Raw genomic sequence first — 14,160 nt, forward strand, 5'->3', positions numbered from 1 at the left:
TATTGAGGAGGCTTGAGGTGCTGAAACATATCTCCATTTTAAGTGCAGCGTTATTTTGCAGTACCGCCGTCGCAGAACAGCGACCGATCTTTGACGCACATATTCACTACAGCCACGATGCCGTCAAACTGGTTCCGCCTGAACAGGTGGCCGAAATCCTTCGAGATGCAGGCGTGCGTAAAGCGCTGATTTCCAGCTCGGATGACAATGGCACTCAGCTATTGTTGGCCGTGGCACCGGACATCGTTGTTCCGGCGCTTCGCCCTTATCGTCGTCGCGGTGAGATCAACACCTGGATGCACGATGAAACTGTAATCGAGTATCTGGAAACAAACCTGGCAAAAAACAACTACGAGGCCATCGGCGAGTTTCACGCTTACGGAGATGACATCAAGACGCCGGTCATCCAGCGTATGATTGCACTGGCGAAAGAGCGGAACCTGATCCTGCACCACCATGGTGATCGCGAGGCCGTTGACTTGATCTTCGAAACATGGCCGGAAGCTCGGGTATTGTGGGCCCATTCTGGGTTTGACGATCCAGCCAGCGTGGTCGATGCGCTAGACATCTATCCCGGGCTATGGGCCGATCTGGCATTTCGTTCGGACATGGTTTCGCGAGGCCGTGTCGACCCGGATTGGAGGGCTGCGTTCCAAGCCCATCCCGATAGGTTCATGGTCGGTACGGATACGTTCGCACCTGAACGTTGGTACTACGTAGGCCCTCATGCCGATTTTTCGCGTGAATGGTTGGATTTGCTGCCGGACCAGATCGCAGACAACATTGCCTATGCTAACGCAGAACGTTTGCTGGCATCAGAATGACCCACGGCGCTGCTTGGTTTCTTATATGGTCCAGCGCGGCGGTTGCTTGTGAAGCGACGGGGCAACGCATGAATTCGGAAGTTCAAAACGCACCCAAGGTTTATCTGGCGGTCGACGAAATTCCGTTGGCCCAACCGTTTTCGGTGTTGGTTTCAGTTTGTAGTGAAACTGCTGTGGGCCAAATGCGTGTGGATGCAATCATGCCCGCTCATCAACATGGTATGAACTATACTCCCAAGGTTACTGCATTGGACGGCGGAGTGTTCCGAATTGATGATATGTTGTTTCACATGCCGGGTTTGTGGGAGCTGCAAATCGATGTCGACGTCAGTGGCCAATCGGTTTTTTACACGTCAGAAATTGCGCTGAAATGAAGCTGTGGATGACAGCTGCGCTAATTTTTCTGAGCGGGGCAGTACGTGCAGATGTCTTGTTGACCGAAGACGAAATTGAACAAACGTTGCCCTTTGGGCCGTGGCCACCATCCTTCCAGCCGGATCCAAGCAATAGATTTTCCAAAGACGCCACGGCAATCAAGCTCGGACAGGCATTATTCAACGATCCGATATTGTCAGTCGATGGTGCATTTTCATGTGCAAGTTGTCATGATCCTGATCAGGCATTTACGACGCCGGAGGCGCGGGCACTCGGTCGTGATTTGTTAAATCGAAACACACCATCACTGCGAAACCTTGCCGGGCTGCGCTGGTATGGTTGGGGCGGCAAAAGCGATAATCTTTGGGCAGCCAGCCTGCATCCGATCATCGAAGAACAAGAGATGGCGCATAGTGCCGAAAGCCTAAAGATAGCTATCTCTGAAAGTACCTACATTGATGATTTTGAAGCCATATTTGGTCACCTCCAGGATCAAAGCCCTGAACTTTTTCTGGTGAATACCGCAAAAGCTCTTTCTGCTTACTTGGAGACCTTAGCCACCGACCGGACGGTATTTGACGATTTTCGCGATGCTTTGGAGCGCCGAGATATTGCAGCGGCTAAGGAATACCCCGAAGCAGCTCAGCGAGGTCTTCAGCTCTTTTTAGGGCGCGGGAAATGCGTATTTTGCCACAACGGTCCGAGGTTTTCCAACAACGAGTTCCATGACGCTGGTGTGCCATATTTTCTGAATGAAACCGAGGTTGACCAAGGTCGGTTCGGAGGATTGAACAATTTACTCTCAAGCCCCTACACACTGGACAGCGACTGGAACGACGATCCGGAAAAGAAAGGTGCCTGGGCCGTGCGAAATGTACGCAGGAGCCATTCTGATTTTGGAACCTTTCGGACGCCCAGCCTGCGGGGAGTGGCTGAAACCGCTCCTTACATGCATAACGGCAGCTTAGATGATCTGAAATCTGTGATACGGCATTACAGCAAAATTGATACTGAAAGGCTGCACGCCGACGGTGAAGCCATTCTTTCGGAATTGAATTTATCTGAGCAGGAGATTGCAGACTTAGTTGCGTTTTTGGTCACGCTCTCCAAGGATTCTTAATAAAGCACTGGTGTAAAGGGCTTGGGAATGGGCTAATTGGCGAGCTATCTTAGCCTCTTCGTCTCTGGGACTAATTCGCTTCCGAAATTCTTAAACCTCCGCCTTTCACAAGCAGATCCACAATTGCGTCGACCCCGCTTCTGTGACGAAGTGACGAAAACAAGAATGGCCTTCCTTTACGCATCATTTTCGCATCACGTTCCATAACCTGCAGCGAAGCGCCAACATGCGGTGCAAGGTCGGTCTTGTTGATTACGAGGATGTCTGATTTCGTAATCGCCGGCCCGCCTTTCCTGGGTATTTCTTCGCCTGCAGCGACATCGATCACGTAGATGGTCAGATCCGCCAGTTCCGGGCTGAATGTGGCTGATAGATTGTCGCCTCCGCTTTCAATCAAAACAATATCGAGGTCCGGATGACGTGTCTGCATCTCGGCGACGGCGGCCAAATTGATCGAGGCGTCTTCGCGAATTGCTGTATGCGGGCAACCGCCAGTTTCGACGCCGATGATCCTGTCCCGCGGCAGGACCTGCATGCGCATCAGCGCTTCGGCATCTTCATGCGTATATATGTCGTTAGTAATAACTCCCACCGAACAGACATCGCGCAGCGCTTCAGACAAGGCGGCGGTCAAAGTGGTTTTTCCGGCTCCTACTGGGCCTCCAATACCTACGCGAAGCGGCCCGTTCATACTGGTCATGTGCGGAAAATCCTCGAATATTGTGTTTCGTGCTTCATGGCCGCAATGTCCCCCAAGAACGCGGTAGAGCTTAACTCGTCCAGGCTCGCCTTTTTTGCCCTTTCAGCAATCTGGGCGCACAACGGTGTCAGCTGGCGGATCAACCGCTGCGCATCGGTCTGTCCCAGTGGTACAAGGCGCGTCGCACAGGCGACAAGGTTGCTTGCGAATGCTTGCAGAAACATCTTGGTCGTCAGCAGCAAAGGAAGGTTTTCTAGTCTTGCAGCCCGTCCAATCGAGACGGGGTAGGTGAATTGCCCAAGGTCCAATTCCCAGACACCTTTAGTGACGTTTCCGAAGGCCTGTCCCAGCAACTCGGTTTCCATGAGCCTTTCGGATGTCGCACAAAAGGCGCGCGCCGCGATATCGACGTCGATCAGTTCTTCTTTGTCATGCGCGTTGAAGGCCGCCACAACGAACACAGCATCATTCCACCCAGAGCCATGTTCAAGCACATCTGAAATCCAGGCTTCAGTATCCCGAGAATTCGCGACAGTTCCCCCGTCAATCGCAGCTTCAAGCCCGTGAGAGTAGGCAAACCCCCCAACAGGATAGGCAGGGGACAACCATTGTGTCAGCGTCAGGATATTGGCGTCAGTGGGTGTGGCCATGGGTCCTGCCGTGGCCATAGGCCCCGCCTTCGGGGGTGAATGGTTCATTCACCTCTCGCACTTTTGCTCCGATTTTAAGAAGCATATCACGGATGACGTGATCGACTTGGATCAACAGGCGAGTCTTTTCAATCTGACAAGGCGTGTGCCGATTGCCGATATGCCAGGCGATACGTGTCAGGTCCGGGGCTGTTACCTCCAGCAACACTTCCGGCGCTGCCTGTATTTCCACTTCGCGACCGTCGTCCAAAACCAACGCGCCACCGTGGTTCAGTGAGGTCGTTTGCGCGAGATCGATGAGAATCTGTTCGCCGCTTTCGCAGGTAAGAACCTTACGCCGCAAAAAACGGTCGTCGTAGGTCAACGAGAGACAGTCTGCCGGATCGCCATGCGTGTGATCCGAATACTGGCGCGCAGTGCAGAGCAGGGCGGTCATACCATCACCTCCTCTGCAGCGGGAATAGTCAGAGCCAGATTGAGTCCGAGAACACCCGATGCACGATCCGTTCGCGCGTCAGACCGCGGTTTTTTAGCTCTTCGTCGCTGAGCGATTGCAGGAATTCGACTTGCCGGACGCGAGATTGAGCTTCGGCTACGCTGATCAGGGCCGAGTAAATTGACGACCCGATGGATACGATTAAACCGGCCAGCGAAAAGCGCGTGTTTGTATGTGTTGCTGAGTGTGCCATTTGGACCCTCGTAAACGTTGGTCCTCCCATGGGTTTTTATATCTGTCATATTGGCCTCACTTAGAAGTGCGTATTTGGTCATTGCTGCCTTGCACGCGCCGCAACGCAGCACATTTTTTGATCAGAATAAAAAATATCGTTGCGCCATCGGCAGCGTTTCGGCGGGTTGGCAAGTCAGCAATTCGCCATCCGCACGCACCTCGTAGGTTTCCGGGTCGACCTCGACATGCGGTGTCGCGTTGTTCAGCAGAAGATCCTGCTTGCCAATTTCTCGTGTGTTTTGGACGGCGACGGTTTGCTTTGCCAATCCCAGTGTATCACCGATCCCATCCGCATGGGCCGCCTGCGAGACAAATGTGATCGCCGAGTTTTCCACCGACCGTCCGTAAGCGCCAAACATCGGCCGACTATAAACCGGCTGCGGTGTAGGGATCGACGCGTTGGGATCGCCCATTTGCGCGCAAGCTATGGTGCCGCCTAGCAGAACCATCTCGGGCTTCACGCCGAAAAAGGCCGGGTTCCAAAGGACGAGGTCAGCGCGTTTGCCTTCCTCGATACTCCCGATCTCGTGGCTGAGCCCATGGGCAATAGCAGGGTTGATCGTATATTTGGCGATATAGCGACGGACGCGAAAGTTGTCGTTCTCACCGGTTTCTTCGGCCAGGCGCCCGCGCTGTTTCTTCATCTTGTCAGCGGTTTGCCACGTGCGGATCAAAACCTCTCCGACCCGACCCATAGCCTGACTGTCAGACGCGATGATGCTGAATGCGCCCATGTCGTGCAGTATATCTTCGGCTGCGATCGTCTCACGCCGGATGCGGCTTTCGGCAAAGGCCACGTCCTCGGGGATGGATTTGTCGAGGTGGTGACAGACCATCAGCATATCCAAATGTTCCTCAACCGTGTTCACGGTGAAGGGCCGCGTGGGATTGGTGGAGGACGGCAGAACGTGGTTCTCGCCGCAGATCTTGATGATATCCGGGGCATGGCCTCCGCCTGCGCCTTCGGTGTGGAAGGCGTGGATAGTGCGACCCTTCATGGCCGCCACGGTGTTTTCAACAAAGCCTGATTCATTGAGCGTGTCGGTGTGAATCATCACCTGCACGTCCATCGCGTCGGCCACCGACAGGCAGCAATCAATGGCGGCCGGGGTGGTTCCCCAGTCCTCGTGCAGTTTCAGGGCACAGGCTCCGGCTTTGACCTGTTCTTCGAGCGCGGCAGGCAGCGAAGCGTTGCCCTTACCTGCAAAGGCCAGATTCATCGGGAAAGCATCCGCCGCCTGCAACATCCGCCCGATATGCCATGGACCGGGGGTGCAAGTGGTGGCCAATGTCCCATGCGCAGGACCGGTGCCACCGCCCAGCATGGTGGTCAGGCCGGAATGCAGCGCGTCTTCGATCTGTTGCGGGCAGATGAAGTGGATATGACTGTCGAACCCACCTGCCGTCAGGATACGACCCTCGCCAGCAATGGCCTCGGTTCCGGGTCCTATGATGATGTCGACACCGGGTTGTGTATCGGGGTTTCCCGCCTTGCCGATCTTGGCGATCCGCCCGTCTTTCAGGCCAACGTCGGCCTTGTAGATGCCCGAGTGATCAACGATCAGAGCATTGGTGATGACCGTATCCACAGCGCCTTCGGCGCGCGTGGTCTGAGATTGCCCCATCCCGTCGCGGATTACCTTTCCGCCACCAAACTTGACCTCTTCGCCATAGCTGGTCAGATCACGTTCGACCTCGATCACAAGATCGGTGTCGGCCAGCCGCAGCTTATCCCCGGTGGTGGGACCGAACATCGCGGCGTAGTCTGAGCGCTTGATTTTTGCTGGCATCAGAGTGCCCCCATGACCTTTTGATTGAAGCCGTAGACCCTGCGCGCACCACTGATCGGGATCAGCGAAACTTCGCGGGCCTGCCCCGGTTCGAACCGCACAGCGGTGCCTGGCGCAATGTCCAGGCGCAGGCCACGCGCGGCAGTTCGGTCAAAGTCGAGCGCCGGGTTGGTTTCGGCGAAATGGTAGTGTGAGCCGACCTGAACCGGGCGGTCGCCGGTATTGGCGACCATCAAAGTGATCGCATCAGTGTCGGGGTTCAGGGTAATTTCACCATCAGCCGGGAACAGCTCCCCGGGGATCATTTGTTCAGCTTTGTGATCAGCGCGACAGCAGCCAGCGCAACAACCGCCAGCCCAACGCCCATCGCCGCATAATCGGTGCCGTGCGCGTGGATATGCGTTCCATTATGGGCGGCTGCCGGGCCAGCGAAGATCAGGGCGGGGAAAAGCATGCGTGTCATATTGGTTTCCTTTTTCAGCGAATGGGGTGGTGGACGGTCACCAGCTTGGTGCCATCTGGAAAGGTGGCTTCGATCTGAACTTCGTGGATCATTTCGGGCACACCTTCCATGCATTGCTCTCGGGTGATCACCTCGGCCCCGGCTTGCATCATGTCAGCAACTGAACGCCCATCGCGTGCACCTTCGACCACGGCATCGGTGATCAGGGCGATCGCCTCGGGGTGGTTCAGTTTGACGCCGCGGTCCAGCCGTTTGCGGGCGACTTCGGCGGCCATGGCGACCAACAGTTTGTCTTTTTCGCGAGGGGTCAGGTTCATGTCAAAGCATCCAGCATCGAGGCAGCGTGTCTTTGTTCAACCGACGTAAGATCGGCATCAATGTGCCACGGAGGGCAAAGCTGTTTTCGGCAAGAACACGAGCAACCAACAGGTTATTGCGGATCATAGTCGCACCTGCGGTGTCGGGCAGCATCTGACGAATGGCATTCAGATGACCTTCGGCTGACCCCGATACAAAGACGATCAACGCCATCGCACCCGCGCCGTTTGCAATATGCGGTTTGGACAGATGTTTGTGCCAATCACCCGAGAACTGGATCGCGTCAAGGAACACCTTTTTTCCTTGGTACCGTATCTCGATCCGATCGTTTAGACGGATATCGGTCAGCGTCTCGCCCATCGCAATGCGGCCGAAGACCAGCGGCTCTACCATCAGCATCTCGGCATCTGGCGCCATCTCGATTTTCAGGCGTCGCTCCAGAGCGCTGCCATTGAACAGAATAGTCTCTTGCGGCAACCAGTTCAGCCGGGCTTCAGTCTCAACAGTCAGATGATTGGTAATCTGGCCACATTCTTGCGGCTTGGCCTTGTAGGCGCGCTCGCAGGCTTGTGTTGTCAAAGTCAGCGCCGTTCCTTTTGCTGCCTTACCGGAAAGTCGAAATGAGTCGCCTCCGGTTACGCCGCCTGCCGTGTTAAGAAGAACCGCGTCAAGATCGGGTGTGTTGGTTCTGGGGAACAGACATTTATAAGACCCGGACTGGCGAAACTTGTTCAGCACCGTCCTGTCACCCAATTGCTTGGTACTCAAACTGACGGCACCTGCAGCGCGCGGTGGAATAGCACTGTGCGTAGGCAATATGGCTGCAACGTGTGTAATAGGGCACCTATGGAGCTTTGATTGGTGCCACTTGTTTCTCTGTTGAAGGGGCGGAACACTAATCTACAGTGTCGAAATCTGCTTAATTCGACATCGCGCGGCTAAATTTTAGACAGCGACCTCGGTCTTGGATGAAAAAATAGGCGGATCGCGCCGATTTTCCGAATTGGGTTAAAGGTAAGTTGCCAAGCTTGCTGCGATGCAGAAACCGTATGGGTGCCACCGCGGAGATGACCCGGGGGTGTGTGACGGCTGCGCGAATTGGACCTCGAACACAACCGCCACACGGAACGCAACAACAGTTGCGGGGATCAGGTAGAAGAAGAGTGTGCCTTTGTGCAAGCCCTCTCTCCCGGCCCCGCCAGGAGGATCACATGAAATCGCTCAAATCCACACTCGCCGGATCGGCAGTATTTGCTGTCATGGCCACCGCCGCCTTGTCGACCGAAGACACGATCAAGGTAGGAGTGCTGCATTCGCTTTCCGGTACGATGGCGATCTCGGAAACGACGTTGAAAGACACCATGCTGATGCTGATTGACCAGCAAAACGCCAAGGGCGGTCTGTTGGGTAAACAGCTTGAAGCTGTCGTGGTCGACCCGGCCTCTGACTGGCCTCTGTTTGCCGAAAAAGCGCGTGAGCTGCTAACCGTCCACGAGGTGGATGTAATCTTTGGCAATTGGACTTCGGTGAGCCGCAAGTCGGTTCTGCCAGTGATCGAGGAACTAAACGGCCTTCTGTTCTATCCGGTCCAGTATGAGGGCGAAGAAAGCTCTAAAAACGTCTTTTATACCGGTGCCGCTCCGAACCAACAGGCCATCCCCGCCACGGACTATTTCCTGGAGGAACTGGGGGTCGAGAAATTCGCTCTGCTCGGCACAGACTATGTCTACCCCAGGACCACCAACAATATCTTGGAAAGCTATCTGAAGCAAAAAGGTATCGCGGAAGCAGATATCTTCGTCAATTACACGCCTTTCGGCCATTCCGACTGGTCCAAGATCGTGGCGGACGTGGTCGCGCTGGGCGCGGATGGTAAAAAAGTCGGTGTGATCTCGACCATCAATGGTGACGCCAATATTGGTTTTTACAAGGAATTGGCAGCGGCTGGTGTTTCGGCAGATGACATTCCGGTCGTGGCCTTCTCGGTCGGTGAGGAAGAACTGTCCGGTTTGGACACCACCAACCTCGTCGGTCACCTCGCCGCTTGGAACTACTTCCAGTCGGCGGATACTGAGGCCAACGCGGAATTTGTGGACACCTGGAAAGCCACCATGGGTGATGAACGTGTGACCAATGACCCGATGGAGGCGCATTACATCGGCTTCAACATGTGGGTAAACGCCGCGACCGAGGCCGGTTCGACCGAAGTCGATGCTGTACGCGCCGCGATGTATGGGCAGGAATTCCCGAACCTGACCGGAGGCACCGCTGTGATGCTGCCGAACCATCACCTCGCGAAACCGGTTCTGATCGGTGAAATTCAGGAAGACGGTCAGTTCGATATCATCAGCGAAACCGACGTCGTGCCGGGTGACGCCTGGACCGACTTCCTGCCGGAGTCGGCTGTGCTCGTCTCCGATTGGAAAGAGCTGGGTTGCGGTATGTACAACACCGAGACCAAGACCTGCGTTCAGACCCTGTCGAACTACTAACCGACACGCAAGGCGGGTTTGTTTGCCCGCCTTGCTAAAATAAAGACATTCGGGTTTCACCACATGGTACGACTTTTCCTTGCGGGCCTCGCAATCCTGTGCGCCTGCCTGACTGCCAACGCTCAAGAGGTCGGTCTACAACCGATCCTGCAAGAGCATCAGGAGATCATCGCCAAAAGCTCGCGCAAGACGATCAAACCGGCGATTGATGCGATTGCATCAAGCGGCTTGCCTCAGGCGCAAGTGATGCTTGAGACATGGGCAGCCAAGAACATGTGGATGCGCAAGTCGGACGGTCTGTTCTTTTCTGGCCAGAAAGGAGAGGGGCGGTCGTATGAATTGACCGACTTCGATACCGGAGAAGTCGTCGGTACATTTGAGAAATCCGAGCTTAGGCAGCTGAAGCCCAACAGCGGTATCCGCGCGATGATCGGGACCGCTCTGGTCCAGTTTCAATTGACCGATCCGGATCGCACAAAACGTCTGGCCGCATTGCAATCCATCCAACGTGATCCCGAAAGTGCACTCTTGGAGCCACTTCGCGCTTCGATAGGGGATGAACCCGAAGCAGAGTTGAAGGCGCAAAAGCAGCGGCTGGAACGGTTGCTGACGATTGGTTTTGACGAAGATACCGCAGCCCGCGTGGCGGCGATCAAAGAAATGTCCGGCGATCTGGGCGTAGACGTTCGTGCGGCTCTGAACCCGTTGCTCGTCACTGCCCGCCAAGCCGCTACCGAATTGCCCCAGGACCTGAACGTCGCCGTTATTCTTGAAGCGGGCTCAGACGCCTTAACGTCTGACGAAGCATATGACTTGCTCGTTGCAGGAAACCTGGCCGCACCGCGTGTTTCGGCGGAAGATATCAGATCGGCACTGGCGGCCAATATAGAAGGTGGTCGTGTAGGTGGTACTCCCGTCGCACAGCTGAATTCAGATGCAATGCGCGCGCGTGCGTATACCTCTCTGGCAGAGGCGGGGACTGTGCCAGCCTTGGTCACGAAGGCGGATGTCAACGCTGCAGTTAACACGCATGTATTCTTCGAAACCTACAGTGAGCCATCTGCCGAGGTCACTGAAGCAGCAGAGAAAGCCCTGCAACAGATCGAACTGAAGGTCGGCCTGAGCCAAACACTCGACCTGACGCTGGACGCGATCTCACTGGCGTCGATCTATTTCCTCGCCGCCATCGGTCTGGCCATCACCTTCGGCGTGATGGGCGTGATCAACATGGCCCATGGCGAGTTCATCATGATGGGTGCTTATACCGGCTACGTGGTGCAGCAGATTATCCCTGATCATACGCTTTCGATCATGGTTGCTATTCCAATGGCTTTTGCCGTCACCTTCGCGATGGGCGTCGCTATGGAGCGGTTGGTGATCCGCTGGCTTTACGCTCGCCCGTTAGAGACGTTGCTGGCGACGTTCGGCATCTCAATTGCCCTACAGCAACTGGCCAAGAACATCTTTGGCACGCAGGCGCGCCCGCTGACTGCTCCAGGTTGGTTGGATGGTTCGTGGATGCTGAATGACGTGGTTTCAATCAGCTACATCCGCATTGCGATCTTCGTTCTGGCGCTTATTTTTCTGGGACTTTTCCTCTACATCATCAAGCGGACGAGGCTAGGGCTTGAGATGCGTGCAGTAACGCAGAACTCTCGCATGGCGGCGTCAATGGGGATTAATCCCGGGCGAGTGAATATGCTGACCTTTGGGCTTGGCTCCGGCATTGCCGGCATCGCCGGGGTCGCGATTGGCCTATTCGCCAAGGTCACGTCCGATCTGGGCAGCGACTATATCGTGCAAAGTTTCATGACAGTGGTTGTGGGTGGTGTTGGTAACATCTGGGGCGCGCTTGCAGGTGCGGGCATGATCGGCTTCTTGCAGAAGGGGATCGAGTGGATGAACCCGTCGAACACCCTCGCGGCCCAAACCTACATGATCATCTTCATCATCATTTTCATCCAGTTTCGGCCGCGGGGCATTATCGCCCTCAAGGGTCGCGCGGCGGGGGATTGAGCCATGGAACGCAGCTTTATCGCCAAGAACCCATCCGTGCTGGTCTTTCTTGCCATCCTGTCCCTGTTCACCCTGAGCGTAACCATCCTGTCCGAGGGTTTCGGGATCGGTGTAATCTCGACCAGTTTCGTCAAAACGCTGGGCAAAACCCTGTGCCTTTGCCTGATCGCAGTGGCGATGGATCTGGTCTGGGGCTTCACCGGCATCCTGTCACTGGGTCACTTCGCCTTCTTCGGGCTGGGGGGCTACATGATCGGCATGTGGCTGATGTACGAACGCACCCGCCTGATCGTGGTCGACTCGCTGGCACAGGCCGAAATTCCACCGACGTCGTCCGAAGTGGTGGACGCGATTGGAACACAAGTCTTTGGCGTTGTCGGATCGTCGGAGTTTCCGTTGATCTGGGCGTTCTCCCACAGCCTGACCCTGCAACTGATCCTGGTTGTGCTGGTCCCGGGTCTGTTGGCGCTGGTCTTCGGATGGTTGGCTTTCCGGAGCCGTGTCACCGGTGTATACCTATCGATCCTGACACAGGCGATGACGTTGGCACTGGCACTGTATCTGTTTCAGAACGACAGCGGGTTGCGTGGGAACAACGGCTTGTCCGGCCTGCAGAACCTGCCAGGTGTTACCGCCTCGCAGGACTTGGTGTCGATCTGGTTCCTCTGGGCCTCGGCGCTGGCCTTGGGTCTGGGCTATATGCTGGCGGCGTGGATCGTGTCAGGCAAGTTCGGATCGGTCATCCGTGGCATTCGCGATAACGAGGCACGGGTGCGCTTCCTTGGCTATTCAGTCGAGGTATTCAAGCTGGCTGTCTTCACCCTGACTGCTTGTATCGCAGCCATTGCTGGCGCGCTTTATTACCCGCAAGCTGGCATCATTAATCCCGAGGAGATGGCCCCCATCGCCTCGATCTATTTGGCCGTCTGGGTCGCCATCGGTGGACGAGGCCGCTTGTATGGTGCGGTAATTGGTGCAGCTTTTGTAAGCCTTCTGAGCACGTGGTTCACGGGTGGGCAGGCCCCCGATATTCCGCTTGGGTTTTACACGATCAAATGGGTCGACTGGTGGCAGGTGCTACTGGGCGTAACTTTTGTGTTGGTTACGTTGTTCGCTCCGCAGGGCATCGGAGGATTGTTCGACTTGTGGACCGACAGCCGCCACCCGGACAGGCATGGGGCAAATCTGGGACCGGATGACGGCGCTCTGCGCGAGAAGGAGGCCATCGAATGAGCACTTTGCTTGAGGTTAGCGGCGTTTCGGTCACTTTCGATGGTTTCCGAGCTATCAACAACTTGTCGTTTCAGATCGGCGAGGCCGAGCTTCGCGCCGTGATCGGCCCAAACGGGGCAGGCAAGACCACGTTCATGGACATCATTACAGGTAAAACCCGGCCCGATGAAGGACGTGTCATCTGGGGGGAGAAATCGGTATCTTTGTTGGGGCTGTCCGAGGCAAAGATCGCGCAGGCTGGGATCGGAAGGAAGTTTCAGAAACCCACGGTTTTCGAAGACCAGACCGTGCAGGAAAACTTGCTGATGGCGCTTCAGAACAAACGTGGCTGGCTTCACGTGCTTTTCTATCGAACCTCCACTGACGATTTGCAGAAAGTTGAAGATCTGGCTGTCGAAATCGGCCTGTATCAGAATCTAAGCCGCAAAGCTGGTGAACTGAGCCACGGTCAAAAGCAGTGGCTGGAAATTGGCATGCTGCTGGCTCAGGAGCCACGACTTTTGCTCGTGGACGAACCCGCCGCCGGCATGACACCGCAGGAGCGCGAACACACAACCGACTTGCTAGTACAAGCCGCCAGAACCCGTGCCGTTGTTGTGGTGGAACACGATATGGAATTTGTCCGACGCCTGAATTGCAAAGTCACGGTTCTACACGAAGGGTCCGCCTTGGCTGAAGGCAGTCTTGAACACGTGACATCTAACCAGGACGTCATCGACGTATATCTAGGGCGCTAAACAATGCTGAAGCTAACAGATCTGACTTTGCATTATGGGCATTCGCAAATCCTCAACGGGATTTCCATGGAAGCCAGACAAGGTGAAGTGACTTGCGTGATGGGGACCAATGGTGTCGGGAAAACCAGCCTGATGAAAGCAATATCAGGTACGCATCCGCGATCGGGCGGCAGTCTGGAACTGGACGGGGAAATTCTGGGCGTCCTGCCTGCTCATCAAATGGCGTGGAAAGGTGTGGCCTATGTCCCACAAGGTCGTGAGATATTTCCTTTGCTCACAGTTCGCGAAAATCTTGAAACGGGGTATGTCTGTCTGCCTGCCAGCGAACATTTCATTCCAGGTGATATATTTGATATGTTCCCGGTCCTCAAACAGATGCAAAACCGTCGCGGAGGTGACCTTTCTGGCGGTCAGCAGCAACAGCTGGCGATCGCACGGGCATTGATAACACGACCAGGCCTGCTTCTGTTGGACGAGCCGACCGAAGGTATTCAGCCCAACATCATCCAACAGATAGGCGAAGTCATCCGACACCTCAGAACCACGAGCGGAATGGCAATCATTCTAGTGGAGCAATACTTTGACTTTGCCTATGAACTTGCCGACAGATTTATCGCGTTGCGACGAGGAGAAGTCATAATCAACGGCACCAGGGAAGACGTGACACGCGATGAGTTGCTGCAGGCTGTAACAGTCTAGTGCTGATACTTGA

17 protein-coding genes are annotated in these 14,160 nt (G+C 55.4%); 8 read left to right on the plus strand and 9 right to left on the minus strand.

Annotation, left to right across the window (positions count from 1 at the left end; translation table 11 throughout):
- Nucleotides 1–17: 17 nt before the first annotated feature.
- From ACR0AW_RS16230 to ACR0AW_RS16240, 3 genes are all read left to right on the plus strand, one after another.
- Nucleotides 18–824 carry an amidohydrolase family protein gene (locus ACR0AW_RS16230; RefSeq protein WP_170513215.1) on the plus strand — a complete coding sequence of 269 codons (807 nt, stop codon included), beginning with the start codon at nucleotides 18–20 and terminating at the stop codon, nucleotides 822–824.
- 68 nt (nucleotides 825–892) lie between these two features.
- Nucleotides 893–1,198, plus strand: a complete 306-nt coding sequence (locus tag ACR0AW_RS16235; RefSeq protein ID WP_170733678.1) for a hypothetical protein — start codon at nucleotides 893–895, stop codon at nucleotides 1,196–1,198.
- An 8-nt stretch (nucleotides 1,199–1,206) separates the two neighbouring features.
- A complete protein-coding gene (locus tag ACR0AW_RS16240) occupies nucleotides 1,207–2,319 on the plus strand; it encodes a cytochrome c peroxidase (protein WP_170776209.1) in 1,113 nt (370 codons plus the stop codon).
- A gap of 70 nt (nucleotides 2,320–2,389) precedes the next feature.
- On the opposite strand, the gene ureG is transcribed toward ACR0AW_RS16240, so the two are convergent.
- The 9 genes from ureG to ACR0AW_RS16285 all read right to left on the minus strand — a co-directional run bounded on the left by ureG (nucleotide 2,390) and on the right by ACR0AW_RS16285 (nucleotide 7,738).
- Complete coding sequence (ureG, locus tag ACR0AW_RS16245; RefSeq protein WP_170733680.1) at nucleotides 2,390–3,019, minus strand: urease accessory protein UreG; 630 nt, start codon at nucleotides 3,017–3,019, stop codon at nucleotides 2,390–2,392.
- Nucleotides 3,016–3,669, minus strand: a complete 654-nt coding sequence (locus ACR0AW_RS16250; RefSeq protein ID WP_170733681.1) for an urease accessory UreF family protein — start codon at nucleotides 3,667–3,669, stop codon at nucleotides 3,016–3,018. Before ACR0AW_RS16250 ends, ureG begins: the two co-directional genes overlap by 4 nt.
- Entirely contained in the window at nucleotides 3,653–4,105 is a 453-nt protein-coding gene (gene ureE / locus ACR0AW_RS16255; protein ID WP_170565436.1) for an urease accessory protein UreE, read from the minus strand. The genes ACR0AW_RS16250 and ureE overlap by 17 nt, the downstream gene beginning before the upstream one ends.
- A gap of 28 nt (nucleotides 4,106–4,133) precedes the next feature.
- A complete protein-coding gene (locus ACR0AW_RS16260; protein ID WP_170392788.1) occupies nucleotides 4,134–4,358 on the minus strand; it encodes a DUF1127 domain-containing protein in 225 nt (74 codons plus the stop codon).
- 121 nt (nucleotides 4,359–4,479) lie between these two features.
- The gene (gene ureC / locus ACR0AW_RS16265) at nucleotides 4,480–6,189 is read right to left on the minus strand and encodes an urease subunit alpha (RefSeq protein ID WP_170733682.1); all 1,710 of its coding nucleotides are present in this window, start codon (nucleotides 6,187–6,189) and stop codon (nucleotides 4,480–4,482) included.
- On the minus strand, nucleotides 6,189–6,494 hold the full coding sequence (locus ACR0AW_RS16270; RefSeq protein ID WP_170402578.1) for an urease subunit beta: 306 nt from the start codon (nucleotides 6,492–6,494) through the stop codon (nucleotides 6,189–6,191). Before ACR0AW_RS16270 ends, ureC begins: the two co-directional genes overlap by 1 nt.
- A complete protein-coding gene (locus tag ACR0AW_RS16275; RefSeq protein WP_170392785.1) occupies nucleotides 6,491–6,652 on the minus strand; it encodes a peptidase M23 in 162 nt (53 codons plus the stop codon). Before ACR0AW_RS16275 ends, ACR0AW_RS16270 begins: the two co-directional genes overlap by 4 nt.
- A gap of 14 nt (nucleotides 6,653–6,666) precedes the next feature.
- Nucleotides 6,667–6,969: an urease subunit gamma gene (locus ACR0AW_RS16280; protein WP_170733683.1), complete on the minus strand. Its 303-nt coding sequence runs from the start codon at nucleotides 6,967–6,969 to the stop codon at nucleotides 6,667–6,669.
- A gap of 1 nt (nucleotide 6,970) precedes the next feature.
- Nucleotides 6,971–7,738, minus strand: coding sequence for an urease accessory protein UreD (locus ACR0AW_RS16285; protein ID WP_480439375.1), 768 nt, complete (start codon nucleotides 7,736–7,738; stop codon nucleotides 6,971–6,973).
- A 443-nt stretch (nucleotides 7,739–8,181) separates the two neighbouring features.
- Between ACR0AW_RS16285 and urtA the strand changes: the two genes are divergently transcribed.
- The 5 genes from urtA to urtE all read left to right on the plus strand — a co-directional run bounded on the left by urtA (nucleotide 8,182) and on the right by urtE (nucleotide 14,147).
- A complete protein-coding gene (gene urtA, locus ACR0AW_RS16290) occupies nucleotides 8,182–9,462 on the plus strand; it encodes an urea ABC transporter substrate-binding protein (protein WP_170392782.1) in 1,281 nt (426 codons plus the stop codon).
- A 63-nt stretch (nucleotides 9,463–9,525) separates the two neighbouring features.
- Nucleotides 9,526–11,478 carry an urea ABC transporter permease subunit UrtB gene (gene urtB / locus ACR0AW_RS16295; RefSeq protein WP_170733684.1) on the plus strand — a complete coding sequence of 651 codons (1,953 nt, stop codon included), beginning with the start codon at nucleotides 9,526–9,528 and terminating at the stop codon, nucleotides 11,476–11,478.
- Between the two features lie 3 nt (nucleotides 11,479–11,481).
- Nucleotides 11,482–12,711, plus strand: coding sequence for an urea ABC transporter permease subunit UrtC (gene urtC / locus ACR0AW_RS16300; RefSeq protein ID WP_170733685.1), 1,230 nt, complete (start codon nucleotides 11,482–11,484; stop codon nucleotides 12,709–12,711).
- The gene (gene urtD / locus ACR0AW_RS16305; RefSeq protein WP_170636293.1) at nucleotides 12,708–13,448 is read left to right on the plus strand and encodes an urea ABC transporter ATP-binding protein UrtD; all 741 of its coding nucleotides are present in this window, start codon (nucleotides 12,708–12,710) and stop codon (nucleotides 13,446–13,448) included. Before urtC ends, urtD begins: the two co-directional genes overlap by 4 nt.
- A gap of 3 nt (nucleotides 13,449–13,451) precedes the next feature.
- Nucleotides 13,452–14,147 (plus strand): urea ABC transporter ATP-binding subunit UrtE, encoded by a 696-nt coding sequence (gene urtE, locus ACR0AW_RS16310; RefSeq protein WP_170733686.1) that lies wholly within the window; start codon nucleotides 13,452–13,454, stop codon nucleotides 14,145–14,147.
- Nucleotides 14,148–14,160 lie beyond the last annotated feature (13 nt).

It is taken from the genome of Ruegeria sp. C5 (assembly GCF_056537605.1).